Below are 16,342 nucleotides of genomic sequence, written 5' to 3' on the forward strand. Positions count from 1 at the left end.
AGCGTTCAGATCATAAGTAATCTGATAACTATGCGAACCAGAGTACAGTTAGAACTGTCAGACCTTCGGGGGAAGTTGGCCAACATGAGTAGCTCGTTCGAATCGTGGCCACCTCACATCGTGTCTTCGGGACGTCTGTACACCACCATCTGGGCCTTATCGCTCGCCGTCGCGCTCTCGGGAATGATCGGTGTTGGGCTGGGCCCAAACACCCGGCCTGCGGGCTATGCGCTCCTTGCCATCGGCGGTACCGCCCTTGCGCTCTTCGCACTGTTGACAGAAATCAGGACGACGCCCAGAGGTGAGACGGGGGGAACACTTCACCCCGTTGTCGTCGCCACTGGGGGGGTGACGTTCGTTGTCGGTACCGCGTTCGCCGCCAACATCTTGTGGGCCACTCCAGCCCCGCTCGCGGTTCGGTTGGTAGTACTCGCCACCGCATTCCAGGCACTCCTGCTCACTGTCGACGTCCGCGCAGTCAGGCGCAGCGTCCGTGCTCGCGCCACGATGTTGGGCTTAAGCCATGGGTCGATATTCGCGGGGTCCCTGTTCACGCTTTCATGGGGGCCGACTGTACCGCGTGCGGGGCTGGTGCTGTACGCGAGTGGGTTCGCGTCGCTGCTGCTCAACGCGTTTTGGGCGCGGACGCTCATGTCGCAGACGATACCTCCCAAACCCGAGACGGATCGCCGGCGTTGGGAAGCCCTGCTGCTCGGTGCGGTCGTCGTCGGCATCCTCGGCGCGATCATGATGGCTCTGAGCGCACAGACAGGGACGCTGACGCTCCAATCGCCCGAGAGGCGTATCCTTGCGACTATGACCGGCATAGCGGCAATCGTCGCGCTTGCGGTGCTCGGTGCGCCTCGGTGGGCCCCACCCGTGCTTCGGTTCCTTGACGGCCCCGTCATGACTGTGGCACAGCACGTGCTGACTCTGTTTGTCATCGTGAACGCGTTTCTGTTGGGCGGGTTCGTCGCGGCGCCGTGGCTGCTCCCACCAGTCTTCGGTGCGTTCATGCTCCTCCTTCTCGTCAGTGTGGCGCTGAACTACGGGATGCTCGTTCACGCATGGCATCGAGATCGTGATAACGGACAGGCCGACCCTATATCTCTCGAAGATGCAGAGGTCACCGTGGTTGTCACGGCGATGAATGAAATCGATGCGCTCTCGGCGTCGCTTCGGGAGAATGTATCGGCGCTCGCGCCACTCCAGTTTCTCTTGGTGCCGGCGGCCCGCTCAACGGACGGCACGCAGGAGCTGATGTACGCGGTTCAGGATGACTACCCAGTCCGCGTTCGGGTCGTTGAGGCGACCGGAGGCTCGAAGGCTGCCGACCTGAACGCGGCGTGGGATCACGTTGAGACACCCTACGCTCTGATTCTCGACGCCGACGAGACGGTCGACCCGGCATTCGTCACCCGCGCCCTGGGAATCTTGACGGCGCAGCCGGACATCGGGATCGTTCAGGGACGGAAGGTGGCCACTGACACCGACGCCTCACGGCTGTCGCGGTTCATCAGCCCGGAACGACAGCACAGTACGTGGATCGACCACCGCTTCAACGCCGATATCCTCGCGGTGGCCCACTTCGCGGGATCAGCGGCAGTGCTTCGGCGAGAGGTTCTCACGGATGTCGGTGGCTTCTCGACCGACACGCTCACCGAGGATATCGACCTGACGGTCCGACTGTATCTCGAGACTGACTGGGACGTTGCGTACGTTCCGGAGATGGTGGCACGCGAGCTACTCCCGGGGACGCGGACGTCGCTGTTCGGGCAGCGCGAGCGGTGGACCCGTGGCTGGGCGCAGGTGGCCGGTCGCCATATCAGCGATGTCTTCCGTTCGTGGCGGCATCTCGGACCACGGCGGAGCCTTGGACTGTCGTGGGTGCTGTTCCTTGCGTTGAGTGCGCCGGTGTACGCAATCTTCCCGGCACTTGCACTCCCGACTCTCGCCCTCGATGTCTCGCTCGGTCTATCGCTGTCCGTAGTTGTCGCACTTACCGTCTTCCTCATTCCCGAACGTGCGGTGTCGTTCGCGTACGCGGTCTTCCACGATCCGGCAATCTCGGAGCTGGCGACTCCACGCCGCATTGTCGAGACGGTCGCCATTGCCTACCTGTGGATCGCCTTCGGCTGGATTCTCCAGTTCCACTCGCTGTACCTCCAGCTTGCTGGCGCCCCACAGACGTGGATAGTGACACGGAAAGCACAGTCGGTCGTGGCGTCACCCCCAGCGAACGCTTGAGCGAGCATTCGATCCGCTCCCCCAGTATCTCCCCCCGTATCCTCGGGATCGGATCGACCGTCTACGGGCTGTACGGGTCGGCCGACGAGTGAGTGGACGGTGGCTGGGTTCGTTCGGAACCGATGACAATCGCTAAAACAACGACACGGCAATCGTCAAGTTGCTGCATCCATCCTCTCTATGTTGCACGGTTGCACCTTACAACTCTGAAATAGACATTGCGTTTCACTATCTTCGATAAGAGCCAAATCCAAACTCCCGCTTCCAAAGTAAACAGCACCGTTTAGTCACTCACTCCACACAGATACGTATATGAGCTGTTACGAGATCGAAGCGCTCCGGCTCGGACTGATGAACATCCTCGGAACCGAAGACCCTGCGGCCCGCGAACACGCCGAAACAGAACTCGATGGCCACCTCACTGGCCCAATCGAAGCCCTCGCCGACGCCGACTCGCTGGCCGCTATCGAACGCCACCTCGACGCCGCCCTGGTCGACCTCGAAGAAGAAGTCGCAACCACCCCCAGCGACGATCCAGAGTACAACTATTTAAGAGGGAGACTTGTCGCTGTCCGGGATGCCGAACAAGCTGTCCACCGAATCACCGCCCAGAGCGAGAGCGTCCTTTCGGGGCTCGGCGACGCACACGATATGCTCCACGAGACGTTCCCGGTCGAAGACTAGCATGGCAGACTCGACCGACGCGTTCCGAACCGTCGACCTCGGCGAGATCGACCCGGCACGAAGCCGTCATATGTGGGCTCGGTCGAGTCTCGCACTCACCGACACCCTCGCCATCGTCGGCCAGTGGGACGGAACGATCACTGCGTTCGACCGTGATATGCTCGAACCAGCGTGGACAGTCGACCACGTCGACAGTCCCGGGCGATTGCTCGTGGTCGACGACCTGCTCATCGCGGGCGGCCGCGGTGACGCGGGCCGGATTGCGGCCTACGACGTCGCGACTGGCGAGCAGGAGTGGTCGTACGCCACCGCCCGCGACATCGGCGACCACTCCTCGGATCGAGTGTTCGAACAGCCCTATGTGGTCGACGTGGTCGCCACTGCGGACCGCCTCTTTGCGGCGGCCCGCCGCTACGAACGCGACGGCGAGACCCGACGCTGGCACAGCACCGTCTACGCGTTCGACCGCGATGGCGCGGTCGACTGGCGCTACTCGGTCGACGCTTCCCCCATTTCGCTCGCGGTCAATGCCGCGGGCGACCGGCTCGCAGTCGGCTACAACCGCTGCATGGGAGATCACGACCACGGCCTCGTCGTTCTCGATACCGCCACCGGCGAGCCGGCGTGGATGTGGGACCCCGGAACTGAAGGCGACCGCCGGGTGGGTGACGTCTCGTTCGACGGCGACTCGCTGGCAGTGACGAGTCACGGCGACAAACGCGGCTATCTGCTTGGCCCGGGCGGTCGTCAGCAGTGGCACGTCGACCTCGCGGTCCCGACCGAAGTCGACGGCGAAACGCTGTATGCCTACCCGAACCACGTCCATGCCCACGACGGCCGAATCGGCTTCCTTACGGGCAACACCTACGCCGTCGAGAGCCGCGAAACCGAGGGTCGACATCCAAACGAACATCGGCTGCTGATGATCGACGGCGACGGTGGCGAGCGATGGGACGCCGACCTCGGTGGCTTCGTCCACGGCCTCGCGGTCGACGGGAATCGGCTCGTTGTTCCCTGTGCGCAGAACTTCCGGGTTCGTGATTCGTCGACCCACGCCCTCCGAGAGTTCCATCTCGCTGGTGGTCTAAAGAGAGTGACCGCGGTCGACGGGATCGCGACCGCGGCGGCCATCGCGGGTGACGCGGTGGCAATGGTCGAAGAGCCGATCGTCTACCACGACGAGGGCGAAAGACGCGGCTCGTACGCGCTGCACCTCTAAGGGCTCCGAAGCCAACCCTCTTTGCGACGCCACTGCTACCGGACGTAATGAGTGCCGTCGACTCGGGCGACGAGGACGATCCGTTTGCCGCACAGCGCGAGCGCGTCGACAACCCGATGGGTCGACTCCTCGGCGACTACGGCCGACCCTACTGGCTGTCGGTCTCGCTGGGTATTGCCGCCAGCCTCGGAGCGCGACTGCTGGATCTGCTTCCAACTATCCTCTTGGGAATCGCTATCGATAGCCTCTTTCAGGGCGTCGAACCCTTCTCGCTCCCGCTCGTTCCCCAGACGTGGCTCCCGGCGGCTGAGGTCGACCAGTTCTTTCTCGTTATCGCCCTGATCACGGGCTCGTTCGTCGTTGGGGCGGGCTTTCACTGGCTCCGCAACTGGGGGTTCAACGCCTTCGCCCAGGACATCCAACACGACGTCCGAACCGACAGCTACGACACCATGCAGCGTCTCAATATGTCGTTTTTCGCCGACAAACAGACCGGCGAACTCATGTCGATTCTCTCGAACGACGTCAACCAGCTCGAACGTTTTCTCAATGATGGACTCAACTCCGCCTTCCGGCTGGTCGTCATGGTCATCGCCATTGCGGCCTACCTCATTTATCTCAACCCGCAACTCGCACTCGTCGCACTCTCGCCGGTCCCTCTTATTGCGATTTTCACCTACATATTTATCAAAACGATCCAGCCCAAGTACGCCGCCGTCCGTTCCAGCGTCGGGACGGTCAACTCCCGGCTCGAAAACAACCTCGGGGGCATTCAGGTCATCAAATCCTCGAACACCGAAGAATTTGAATCCGGCCGCGTCGACGACGTTTCGCGCGACTACTACGAGACAAACTGGGGGGCGATCACAATCCGGATTCGGTTTTTCCCTGGGCTCCAACTGCTGTCGGGTGCGGGGTTCATTCTCACCTTCCTCGTCGGCGGCTTTTGGGTCTTTTCGGGCTCGGGTCCCGGCCCCTTCTCCGGTACGCTCTCGACGGGTGACTTCGTCGTCTTCATTCTGTTTACCCAGCAGTTGGTGTGGCCGATGGCGCAGTTCGGCCAGATTATCAATATGTACCAGCGCGCTGAAGCGTCGGCCGAACGCATTTTCGGCCTCATGGACGAGACAGAATCGCTCGAAGCCGATTCGGAGACCGACGAACTGGTCGTCTCGGAGGGACAGGTCGACTACGACCAGGTCAGCTTCGGCTACGACGACCAGCCGATTCTCGACGGAATCGACTTCACCGTCGACGGCGGCGAGACACTCGCACTTGTCGGCCCCACAGGAGCTGGCAAGTCGACCGTTCTGAAACTCCTGCTTCGACTGTACGACGTCGACGATGGCGCGATCCGCATCGATGGTCAGGATATCAGGAATGTGAGCCGGACCTCACTCCGGCAATCAATCGGTTACGTGGGCCAAGAGTCCTACCTCTTTTATGGAACGGTCCGCGACAACATCGCCTACGGGAGCTTCGAGGCGGGCGATGGAGAGATCCGTGAGGCTGCCGAAGCCGCCGAGGCGCACAGTTTCATCCAGAACTTACCCGAGGGGTACGACACCATGGTCGGCGAGCGTGGCGTCAAACTCTCGGGCGGCCAGCGCCAGCGGCTGTGTATCGCCCGCGCCATGCTCGAAGACCCCGATATTCTCGTACTCGACGAGGCCACCTCGGACGTCGACACCGAGACCGAGATGCTGATCCAGCGCAGCCTCGACGAACTCACGGCCGATAGAACGACGTTCGCCATCGCTCACCGTCTGTCGACGATCAAGGACGCCGACCAGATCGTCGTGCTCGAAGACGGCCGAATCGTCGAACGCGGCAATCACGAGGAACTCATTCGGGAAGACGGCCTCTATGCACACCTCTGGGGCGTCCAGGCCGGTGAGATCGACTCGTTACCCGAGGAGTTTATCGAACGCGCCGCGCGTCGACAGGCCCGGACCGAGGCTGCCGAGGACTAATCGCTTAGAACGACCGGGTATCGTCGCTATCTGAATCGACCCCACGGTCACTCTGGCCCGGCTCGCCGACGGCCCCGTCGCCGACCATGTTGAGCACGGCCTGTCGGACCTCTCCGGCATCGGTGAACTGCTGGTCGGCATCGGTGTAGGGGCCGAGCACCTCGCCGAACGACTCCTCGCCACCGGGAAGTTCGAGTTCGTGGTCGCCATACTCGTCGACGAGAGCGTCTGCAGTGGTCGGATACTCGTGGGCCTCTAGCTCGTCGTCCAACTCGCCGAACTCGACGCCGAGTTCCCGGCTACCCTGGTCGGTCTCCTCGATTTCGATGTTTTCCTCGTCGTCAGCACCTGTGTTAGCCATAGCTCCTGAAAGAATGCCCGGCAGTCACAAACAGGTTTGGAGCCGTCGCACCGCCGACCAGTCGACTGTTTGGGATTTAAATAGCTTTCAGACCCTCGAACCGACATGCACCTCTCGGAGTCGACGTGGCCCCAGATCCGTGACCTCAACACCAGCCTCGCGGTCGTCCCGGTCGGCAGCACCGAACAACACGGCCCGCACGCACCGCTCGCAACCGACTGTCTCACCGCCGAGGCTGTCGCCGCCGCAGGTGTCGACCGGTATACAGACGAAACGGGCGTCGACGTGCCGATCGCCCCGGTGATTCCGGTCGGTATCGCCGAAGAACACCGCGCGTTCGACGGCACGCTCTGGGTGTCGCCCGACACGTTTCGAGCCTATGTCCGCGAAACAGTGGCGAGCCTCGCCCACCACGGCTTCGACCGCGTGGTGATCATCAATGGCCACGGCGGCAACAGTGACGCACTCCGTGAACTTACGGGGACGATCTCGCGACACGACACGGCCTACACGGTCGCGTTCACGTGGTTCGAGGCCGTCGACAGCGAGCTGGCGATGGGTCACGGCGGCCCGCGCGAGACGGCGGTGCTCCGGCATCTCCACCCCAGGTATATAAATGAAGCAGTAATCGAGGCGGCCAGAGAGGGGGCGAGCGACCACTGGGGCGAGTGGGTCGCGGGCGTGAATCTGGCCCACGACTCGGCGGAGTTCACCGACAACGGAGTTGTTGGCGATCCGTCCGAGGCGAGCGCCGAACTCGGCTCGGCGTTGGTCGACCAAGCTGCCACCGGGCTCTGTGAGTTACTGGAGGCTGTCGCAACGCGAAAGCGACCGTAATAACCGTCTATTCGGCTTCTTCGGCTTCCGCAGCCTCTGTGGCCTCGCCCGTCGACTCCGCACTGGCGGGTTCGTCAGTCGACACGGCCTCTTGGGCCTCGGTTAGCTCGCCGCGCAGGGCAGGAATCGTCGACGTGAGTTCGGCGACCTCGCCGCTAGCACCTTCGACCGTTTCGAGGAGCGATTCGACCGATTCGATTTCTTCTTTGAGTTCGTCAGGGTCGTCGAACGCGTCGGCGCGTTCGCCGAGCGTGAACCACTTTTTGGCCTGTCGGAGGTGGTCGGCAGCCTCGCCCACATCGAGCGCGGATTTGAGGCCGTTGAGAACGCCGAGAACGTTGTCGGCGCTGGTCTCCCAGATCGATTCGGGGGACGGCAGTTCAGCGCGGGCGGCTGCGAGCGCTTGTTCGACGTCGTCGCTCATTTCGGCGGCGGCCTCGCCGAACAGCTCGTCGTCATCGAAGTTGGTTTGGGACATATATAACGATTGGTTCGCACTCCTATAAAAACGAGCCCGAAAGTGAAAGTGAAAACCGCTGATATAGTGGCTGAAAACGCAGGTTAGTCGTCGACCATGGATCGGTTATGACTGGTTACTCGTCGACCGAGACGAGTTTCATCAGTGGGTAGCCGTCTTCCATCTCCATGCGCGTGCGCACGGCAACTTCCTCGTGGACGATCCGCATATCGACGGTCATCAGGCTGCCCGTGAGCTCCGTGTAGCCGTTTTCGTGGTCGATCGCCGCGTCGACGCGCTCGTCGTCGATGTCGACAGTGACCGACTCGCAGAACGGTTGGTTTTCGATCGCTTCGGCCATGGCGGTTTCGAGGCTGCGCGTGCTCTCGGGGCTCACGGGGGTGCCGGCGAACTGGTGGTACAGCGAGCCGAACTTGATTCCGGCTTCGAAACAGGCCTGTTGGACGTCAGTAACCATATCTGGGCCTTTGGCCGGGCGGGGTAAGGACTGTTGGGTTTTGGCAAAGGGTCATTACGCAACGGAACCGCGCGATACTTACGCTTCGTGCACGCTTTGCCGAATGAATGGCGCGATCTGTCCTTCTGACTGGGGCCGGTGGGCGTGTCGGCCAGGCCATCCTCCGGGATCTCGGCGCGGGCCACGACTGGCGACTGCTGGATCGTGAACCGCTGCCCCGTGGGAAGCTTCCGACTGGAATCGACAAACAGGACGTCTTCGTCTCGGACGTCACCGACAAACAGGCGGTCAAAACCGCCGCCGATGGCTGCGATGTGATTATTCACCTCGCGGGCGATCCGCGACCCAACGCCCCGTGGGAGAGCGTCCTGCGGAACAACATCGACGGCACCCAAACCGTGCTCGAAGCCGCCGTCGACGTCGGCGTCGACAAGGTCGCGTTTGCCTCGTCGAACCACGCGGTCGGCTACTACGAAACCGACGAGCGTAAACCCGACATCTACCGGACAGACGACGAGTATCGACTCGACGGCACCGAACTCCCACGCCCGAGCAACCTCTACGGCGTCTCGAAAGTCGCTGGCGAATCGCTCGGCCGCTACTACCACGACGAGTACGGCCTGTCGGTCGTCTGTGTGAGAATCGGCAACCTGACCGAGTCGCACCCGCCGCGAAACTACGAGCGCGGCCAGGCGATGTGGCTTTCGTACACCGACTGTGCGCATCTGTTCGACTGCTGTGTGACAGCCGACTACGGCTACGAGATCGTCTACGGCATCTCGGACAACGACCGCAAATACTACTCGATCGAAAACACTCGCAAGGTGTTGGGTTACGAACCGCGCGACAACTCCGCGGAGTACCACCTTGACGGCTCGCCGAAAGACGCACCGAAAGACGAGTCGACCGAAACCCACTCGGCCAGTTCCGAGTAGTCGACTACGAACCTCTTGCCCAGTTCTGAATAGTCGACTGAGGATTGTTCGCCGATATCCAGATAGGTTCTACGAGCACTGAGGAGTATTTAAACAACATCGACGGTGCGTTATCGCCAAAGAACCGACTGGGAATCGTTGGTGACAGTACTTCGAGTACCGGGTGTCGCTCAGGTCCACTGCCCGAGGACGTGCATAGCGCCTGTCACCGCCGCGGCGACCGCGACGTCCTGTCGACGGAGTCCGACCAGTCCAAGGATCCCCGAACTGTCCTCGTCGTCATTGTCGCGATCTTCGTCGTCTTCGTCTGGTTGGTCAGTCTCCTCTTGGGCTTCCGACTCGTTCGTCGTCGGGTCGTCACTGTCGTCCGACTCGATCATCTCGGTATCCGACTCGGATTCGGTCACGGTCAGTTGCCCACTCGCCTCGTCATCGTCAGTTCTGACCGTGTACTCGTACTCACCTGCTGGCAGTGTGACGAACTCCTCAGAGAGGTCGAGTGTGGTCGACTCGCCACCCTCAAGCGCAGTCGACTCGTTGCGGACGTTCGTGCCATCGATCTCGAACTGAACAAGTTGGCGGTCTTCGATCTCACCGGTGTTGTTGATCGTTGTCTCGATCGAATCGAGGCGTTGACCGCGTTCGACCTCCGTCTCGTTGGTTAGGTCTTCGATCTCGAAGGTGGCCGGGTTGTCGAGATCTTCGACGACCGTCACGCTGCGTTTGTCGAGCAGACGGGTTTCGTCAGTGCGGCCCTGCGAGTAGAACTCGACGTCAGCGCTCTCGCCCGGCTCGAACTCCGAGAAGTCCTCGGTGATCTCGAAACGGCGATCGTCGTCGATCTCGACGTCCTCGATCGTGACCGTTTTCGGATCCGGACGATCGGTCGCGACGATCTGCATTTCGGCCTCCGAGCCGGGCGCGATGTTCGTCTCGCCGGTAATGCGACCCTCCTCTTGTGCAGGGACGATCAGATTGTCGTCCAGCGTCGTTTCGCTGTATTCGAGCGACGGCTCCTCGAAGACGAACGAATCGTTGGCCGCTTCGGTCGTATCACTATCTCCGTAGTACGGGAAGTGTTCGAGGCCGTCGACCTCATCGACGCCGGGATCGAACGGTGCGGGCCGCTCGCCGCCAGCGAAGTCGTGGTCCTTGTAGACGTACCGACTGTCAGGTGGCGACTCGTAGCCGAAATCGAAGGTGAGTTCGTCACCGTCGCGTGGCTGCGAATCGAACGGATCGGTGCCCCGGGTGTCGATCATAATATAAAACCCGCCCACGAGCGGATCGTCACCAACCGTCTCGGTGTCGTTCCACTGGTCAGCGCTATCGTCCAGCAGGATGTGGAGATCGCTACTGTCGACGCCCCCGAACTGGAGGTCGGAACTGGGATTGTTGGGATGGGCTCGCTTGCTGGTTTCGAGTCCCATCGTAACACCCTCGTGTCGATCCAGCAGCGTCTGGACCCGGTCACCGCTGATCGACTCCTCGCCGTCACCGTCGGCGATCAACGGCGAGTCGGCGGCGCTGTCGCCGAGTAGTGCGCCGAACATCCCGGCCGACTGCACCTCGATCAGGACACGATCGCCGCGAGCGACTTGGTCGGTTTCGGTCGCTTCGCCGAGCAGCGTTCCAATATCGCCGGAGCCGATCGACTCGCCGTCGTCGAACTGCTCGGCCTGGTCGGCTGCCGATGGAGGAAGCGTGTACGTGGTCACGCCACCGACTTCGGGCTGGCTGAGCACGAGATTCGACCGCGCGACCGGCTGGCGGACGTCCGGAACGTCGTCATCGCGGTCGATCATCGAACCAGTCCCGCCAGCGACGAGCCGATAGCGCCCGGCCTGCAATGGGCTCGAACGCGCGGAGACGCCCATCTCCTCGCGGAACTCCGCGAGCGTCGAAGCCTTCTCGGCGCCGCTTTCGGTCTGGAACGAGACGTCCTCGAACGCGCCGGTGGGTTCGCTGTCGGCACCGATCTCGTGGTCGTAGCTCGTGACGTCACCACTCACGGGGATGTAGACGTCCTCAGAGGGGCGGTCAGTGCCGACCAGACGGGTGTTGATGACGAACGTCGTATCGCCCTCGACGCGGAGCACGTCGAGGTGGTTCTGGATGGACTCCCCGTCGGCGGTTCGATCACCGCCGAACATGATGTACGCCTCTTCGAGGTCGCCAGTCGAGATGTCGACCTCGATGAAGTCGCCTGCGGGCGTGTCGTAGCGCTCCTCGGAGAACTCGACGCCCTCGCCGTCGACGACGCTCGAAACCTCGGCCGACTGGGTCGACTCCTCGCCGAGCGCCGAGAGCTCGACGGTGTACTGACCGTTTTCGATTTCGTCGCTGTCGGGAACCTCGAACGTCGTCTCGCCCTCCGAAACGTCATCAAAGCCGACATCGAGCTGTTCGGAGGTGATCTCGCTTTCGCCATCTACAGTGAGCTCAACCGTGTCGGAGACCTCCTCGTCGAACGAGTACTCGACGGTCACCTCGTCGCCAGCCTGCCAGAACTCCGGCGTCACGGAGTCGATCTCGAGACGGACGTCACTCGTTCGTTCGAGCTTGGGGTTCTCCGTCGCTGTTTCGTCCTCTCTGATCTCGACTGTGGCGGACTCGGCGGCGTAATCGTCGTGGTCGAACGTCACCTCGTGCGTGCCGTACGGGATCTCGTCGACCTCGTAGGCGCCCTTGTCGTCGGTCCGTGTCGTCTCGCCGTCGACTTCGACCTCGATGTTTCGCAGTTGGTTCCCGTGTTCGTCCTCGACGGTTCCGTCGAGCGAGCCACTCTCGTGCGAAAGCTCGAAATCAGCCGTCGTTCCGCTCTCGGCAATCTCGGTCGACTCCGAGTCGCCTTCGAACGTCTTCGCGCTCGCGGTGATCGTCCGTTCGGTCCCGGTCGTACTCACAGGGACGTGGTCGATCTCGTACTCGCCATCACTGTCCGTTTCGGCATCGAGATCCTCAGCGTCCAACCCGGGCCAACTATCCGTATCGCCGTCGACTCTCACTGTCGCGTTGCCAACCGCATCCCCGTCAGTGTTCTCGACACTGCCGTCCACAGTAGCGAGGTTCTCCTCCATGTCGAGGTCAGTGTCGCTCGCCGAATCCTTCGAAACGGCGACATCATCGTCGTTGAATTCGTCAAAGCCGTCCTGTGTGGCAGTCAGCGAGACATCGCCAGTCGGGACTTCTATCGCATAGTTTCCGTCATCGTCAGTCTCAGTGGTGGAGGCTAAGTCCGTCTCCTCGATCAGTCGTTGATCGGCTTCGTCGTCCGGTTCGATCTCGACAACGACCCCCGGAATCTCGCCGTCGATCTCGCCGCCATCGGATTCGGCGGTCCCCGAGATCGTCCCGGTAGTTCGGTCGAGTTCGAAGTCCTCCGTTACCGGCGAGTTCGTCGTCGACACCGACACTGTTGTGCTGTTGGTTTCGTACTTGTCGTCGGTCACCTCCACCTCTTGGTCGTCGGACGGCACCTCGTCGATTTCGTACTCGCCGTCGGCGTTGGTCTCCGTTTCGAGGTGATCATCGTACCTCGTGACGTTGACCGTCGCGTCCTCGACCGGATCGCCAGCCGCGTTTGTCACCGTTCCTTCAATCGTGCCGTCGGCATCGCTGCCGTCGTGGTCGGCGACCGCACCGCCAGCGGCCAGCGCGGCCCCAACGACGACCAACAAGACGGATAACAGAACAATACGGTGATACTGACCGAAAGCTGGGGATCTCATTGGTGGCTCGCAGTAGGTCCAGATTGGATTACTGTCCTCTGTGGAGGTATTTAACCCTCTGGCTGCAATTCTCAGGTTGTATAATCAGTCGGTTTCGAGGGAGTGGTCGACCGGCGTTCAGATGGAAGGCTTGATGTGGTGACCTGTCATTGGGCCACTAACGAGTATGCCGGAGTGTACAAACTGTGGGACCGCGGTCGAGGGGGCGGTCAACTTCTGTCCGAACTGCGGCGAGCCCCAGAACGAGAGCGCGCGAACCCGGCTCAGCCAGACGATAGAAAAACGGGCGAAAGAGGCAGCACAATCACAAACTGGCTCGACAGCCAGCGGTTCGACGGACCCCCGAGAGGAACTGCTCGCCCGGGTGAGCTACGCGCTCGGATTTGTGCTCGTCGTTGTCGGCGTGTCGGTGCTTCCGAATCTCGGTGGAATACTCGTCTTGCTGGGTGGCGTGCTGGTGTTTCCACCCGTCCGGCTCCAGACCGCCCGTGTATTCGGCTCACCGCTCAAAGTTGAAGCCAACGCCGCCATCGCGGTGTTTTTGGCACTGATCGGTCTCGTGATCTTTTATATACTGTGACAGGGCTTCTGTCGGCCGGAGATGAATTCGATGGCGGAACAAACAGGAGTAAGCTACCACGCCCTGAAGGGCGTGGCATTCAGCGTGGACTCCCGTTCTAACCGCTAAGGGCGGTAGGCGAATACTCGCCATTCACGTTCAACGTCCCGCTGTTTAAGCGCACGCCTACGGGTGCGCCTCCACGCCCAGACTTTTGCTGGTCGCGGAGATACTTCAAGCCGATATTCTTCGCGGCGTTGTAATCCGCGTGAACATCATACCCGCACTTCAAACACTCGAACTCGTCCTGCCCGTTGTTGTGCGGGCGATTATCCTCGTGAGTGAAACCACACCTCGAGCAACGCTGACTCGTGTACGCCGGGTTGATCTGCTTCACCACAAGCCCTTCAGACTCGGCCTTGTATGTAACGTACTCGAACAAGCGGTGGAACGCCCACTTGTGAACCGCCTTCGCGTGCGGCAAGCGTTTGCGGATACCTTTCAGTTGCTCGAACATGATATGCGTACAGTCGTTCTCCAGAGCTTCGTCTACGAGTTCATTCGAAATAGTGTGAAGCAGTTGCTCGAAGCGTCCAGTCTGCTTGCGACCGACTCGTTGGACATTGATATGCGCCCAGCGAGTTCCAGTCTGTTGGAGGCCGCCTCGACGTTTCTGGTACTCTCGATGCCAGTGGTTGAGTTCGCCGCCGCTCCAGAAGCGTCCGGTTGAGGTGGTTGCGATGTTTGTGATGCCGAGGTCAACACCAAGGACGGAGACGTGCTTGGCATCGCCTGTGTCGGTATCATCGTTCTCCACGGCGGGCTTTGTCCGAACGTGGAGGTAGAAACAATCCTCAACCGTGTCGTAGTGGAGCGTAGCTCCCTTCACGTCGTAGTCATCGTTGAACAAATACCCCGAGTGTGGCGTGTCACGCTGTTCGTCGGGAAGAACGAACTCCGCAGTCACTCGTCCATCTATTGTGGCGAGTGTGGCGTGATCGTCGTTGACGGTGACGGTTCGTGCATCGTAGCTGGCGAACCGCGAGGTGAACACGGGCTTCGAGGCTTTCTTCCCTTCTTTCCAGCGTTCGATAACACCTTTGACGGCTTCTGCGGCGCGGTTTCGTGCGGCTTGCACGAGGTTGGCCGGGAGTGGTGAGCCGTCTCGAACGTCATAGTATGTGAGGTCGTGGAGTTTTTGCTTGCTGGTAATTTTCCAGTCTGGTTCCCACGCTACGTCTACGACGTGGTTGGCGGCGTCAAGGAAGTGATCAGTTGTCTGGTGGAGGAGGTCAGCGGCACTCTCGTCCACATTGAGCTTGATGGGGACAGTTCGGGTGCCTGAGTCTTCCACCATCTGTACTTCATATGTAGCACTTCGTATTTAAGTTGGTTTGGATTGGCGTGGGGGAGTCAGCCTGCTATCGAACGCGGTGTGTGTCCGGTTTGTCGGCTTCCTCCCGCGCCTGAAGTCGCGGGTTTCCGCCTTGCAGTCATTATGACTTCTACCGCCGACGCCAGACGACGAACGAAGCGACTGACAACACCGTCATCACCAGGCCGATCAGCGCCTGTGGGAACAGCAGGCCGAGCAACGTACTGACGAGGCCTCCATCACTGTCACCCTCGCTGTCGTCGCTCTCCTCGCTACTCTGGTCGTCCTCACTGTCGTCGGTACCGCTTTCTGCATCAGGATCGCCGACGGTGACCGTCCCGTTTGAACTGTCGCCATCGGTACTGATGGTGTACTCGACCTCGCTGTCCTCTTCAGGGGCGGTGAGTTCGGTCGAGACGGTCGTCTGTTCGTCTTCGTCGAGCGTGGCTTCGACTGTCGAGCGTTCGTCGCCGAGTTCGAAGCTGACCTCGCGGCTCTCGGTCGTCACCCAGTCGTTGGTCACCGTCGCCGACAGCGAGACGCTTTCGCCCGTCTCAGCGCGCTCGTCGACACTGAGTTCGGTGAACGTAAACGGCCCCGTCTCGTCGGACTGCGACGGTCGTTCGGCGGTTTCAGCCACACCTGTATCGGTCACTTGCACGGTGACCGCTTCGGGAAAGGAGTCGACCTCGGCGAAATCGGTCTCCAGCGAGCTGTCCGAAAAGCCCCGCAGCACGATCACGTCCTCGTCGGCATAGACGTCGTACATCCGATGTCGCATCTCGAACGGCTGGCGGTCACCGTACGGTGCGTTGTGGTCCCGGAGCAACCGGTCGCCCATGAACACCTGTTCGAGCTCCTCGAAATCGAGGTCAGGACTGGTGACGTTCACGTTGTAGCGTCCCCGGTTTGAGTCGAGTTCGAGCTCGCTGTCGGAGTCGACTGTGTTCGACTGGCCACCCTCGAAGCCGACATCGATCGTCTGGCGCTGGACTTCGAACGCCGTGGCGTTTTCGACACGCACCGTTCCATTCGCCATGCCGCTATCGAACTCGACGGCGTCGGTACGCTGGTCGCTCGGCACCAACAGGTAGGTGCCCGAAAGCTCGCCGGTCTCCAGCGACATCGCTCCGTCGGTAACATCGATCTCACGAACGGGGGTGCCCAACTCGTCGTCGCTCGTATCGTATTCGCGGAGCTGGAGGCGTTCGGCCTCGATTTCACTGTTCGGATCCTCGAAGCCGATGCGTTGGCCCTGCCAGTAGACGCCGCCGGAGTTCAGATGGTCGTCGGCGTCCGACAGCCGCTCGCCGTCTTCGTCGGTGTGCGACCACTGGATGTCCCCGCCCACCCCTGCAGCGCTGGCGGTCCCTGCGCCAAGACCGATCACGACGAAAACGGCGAGACCAACGAGAACTCCGGTCGACAGCCGAGTACGCTCGATCATCGATTACCCCGAAAAACCCGCGTGTTGTGCCCGAGTGCC

At 61.3% G+C, this 16,342-nt stretch carries 13 protein-coding genes; 7 read left to right on the plus strand and 6 right to left on the minus strand.

Going from position 1 to position 16,342, the window contains the following annotated elements; translation table 11 throughout:
- The first annotated feature begins 84 nt into the window (after positions 1-84).
- From O2S87_RS02495 to O2S87_RS02510, 4 genes are all read left to right on the plus strand, one after another.
- Positions 85-2,247 (plus strand): glycosyltransferase family 2 protein, encoded by a 2,163-nt coding sequence (locus O2S87_RS02495; protein WP_475407225.1) that lies wholly within the window; start codon positions 85-87, stop codon positions 2,245-2,247.
- A gap of 312 nt (positions 2,248-2,559) precedes the next feature.
- Complete coding sequence (locus O2S87_RS02500; protein WP_475407226.1) at positions 2,560-2,931, plus strand: DUF3209 family protein; 372 nt, start codon at positions 2,560-2,562, stop codon at positions 2,929-2,931.
- Between the two features lies 1 nt (position 2,932).
- Positions 2,933-4,150 (plus strand): outer membrane protein assembly factor BamB family protein, encoded by a 1,218-nt coding sequence (locus O2S87_RS02505; RefSeq protein ID WP_475407227.1) that lies wholly within the window; start codon positions 2,933-2,935, stop codon positions 4,148-4,150.
- Positions 4,151-4,197: 47 nt separating this feature from the next.
- Positions 4,198-6,123: an ABC transporter ATP-binding protein gene (locus O2S87_RS02510; RefSeq protein ID WP_475407228.1), complete on the plus strand. Its 1,926-nt coding sequence runs from the start codon at positions 4,198-4,200 to the stop codon at positions 6,121-6,123.
- Between the two features lie 4 nt (positions 6,124-6,127).
- On the opposite strand, the gene O2S87_RS02515 is transcribed toward O2S87_RS02510, so the two are convergent.
- Entirely contained in the window at positions 6,128-6,484 is a 357-nt protein-coding gene (locus tag O2S87_RS02515; protein ID WP_475407229.1) for a DUF5789 family protein, read from the minus strand.
- 105 nt (positions 6,485-6,589) lie between these two features.
- Here O2S87_RS02515 and O2S87_RS02520 point away from each other — a divergent pair, with 105 nt between their 5' ends.
- Positions 6,590-7,321 carry a creatininase family protein gene (locus O2S87_RS02520; protein ID WP_475407230.1) on the plus strand — a complete coding sequence of 244 codons (732 nt, stop codon included), beginning with the start codon at positions 6,590-6,592 and terminating at the stop codon, positions 7,319-7,321.
- 7 nt (positions 7,322-7,328) lie between these two features.
- Here O2S87_RS02520 and O2S87_RS02525 read toward each other — a convergent pair whose 3' ends face one another.
- Both O2S87_RS02525 and O2S87_RS02530 read right to left on the minus strand, forming a co-directional pair.
- Entirely contained in the window at positions 7,329-7,799 is a 471-nt protein-coding gene (locus O2S87_RS02525; RefSeq protein WP_475407231.1) for a DUF5790 family protein, read from the minus strand.
- A gap of 115 nt (positions 7,800-7,914) precedes the next feature.
- Complete coding sequence (locus tag O2S87_RS02530) at positions 7,915-8,256, minus strand: dihydroneopterin aldolase family protein (protein ID WP_475407232.1); 342 nt, start codon at positions 8,254-8,256, stop codon at positions 7,915-7,917.
- 107 nt (positions 8,257-8,363) lie between these two features.
- Between O2S87_RS02530 and azf the strand changes: the two genes are divergently transcribed.
- Positions 8,364-9,191 (plus strand): NAD-dependent glucose-6-phosphate dehydrogenase Azf, encoded by an 828-nt coding sequence (azf, locus tag O2S87_RS02535; RefSeq protein ID WP_475407233.1) that lies wholly within the window; start codon positions 8,364-8,366, stop codon positions 9,189-9,191.
- A gap of 170 nt (positions 9,192-9,361) precedes the next feature.
- Here azf and O2S87_RS02540 read toward each other — a convergent pair whose 3' ends face one another.
- Positions 9,362-12,922 carry a carboxypeptidase-like regulatory domain-containing protein gene (locus O2S87_RS02540; RefSeq protein WP_475407234.1) on the minus strand — a complete coding sequence of 1,187 codons (3,561 nt, stop codon included), beginning with the start codon at positions 12,920-12,922 and terminating at the stop codon, positions 9,362-9,364.
- A 166-nt stretch (positions 12,923-13,088) separates the two neighbouring features.
- On the opposite strand from O2S87_RS02540, the gene O2S87_RS02545 reads away from it, so the two are divergent.
- Positions 13,089-13,502, plus strand: a complete 414-nt coding sequence (locus O2S87_RS02545; RefSeq protein ID WP_475407235.1) for a hypothetical protein — start codon at positions 13,089-13,091, stop codon at positions 13,500-13,502.
- 97 nt (positions 13,503-13,599) lie between these two features.
- On the opposite strand, the gene O2S87_RS02550 is transcribed toward O2S87_RS02545, so the two are convergent.
- Together O2S87_RS02550 and O2S87_RS02555 are read right to left on the minus strand one after the other, a co-directional pair.
- A complete protein-coding gene (locus O2S87_RS02550) occupies positions 13,600-14,838 on the minus strand; it encodes an RNA-guided endonuclease InsQ/TnpB family protein (RefSeq protein ID WP_475407236.1) in 1,239 nt (412 codons plus the stop codon).
- 148 nt (positions 14,839-14,986) lie between these two features.
- Positions 14,987-16,303 carry a hypothetical protein gene (locus tag O2S87_RS02555; protein ID WP_475407237.1) on the minus strand — a complete coding sequence of 439 codons (1,317 nt, stop codon included), beginning with the start codon at positions 16,301-16,303 and terminating at the stop codon, positions 14,987-14,989.
- Between the last annotated feature and the right edge of the window lie 39 nt (positions 16,304-16,342).

It is taken from the genome of Halohasta sp. A2 (genome assembly GCF_056175805.1).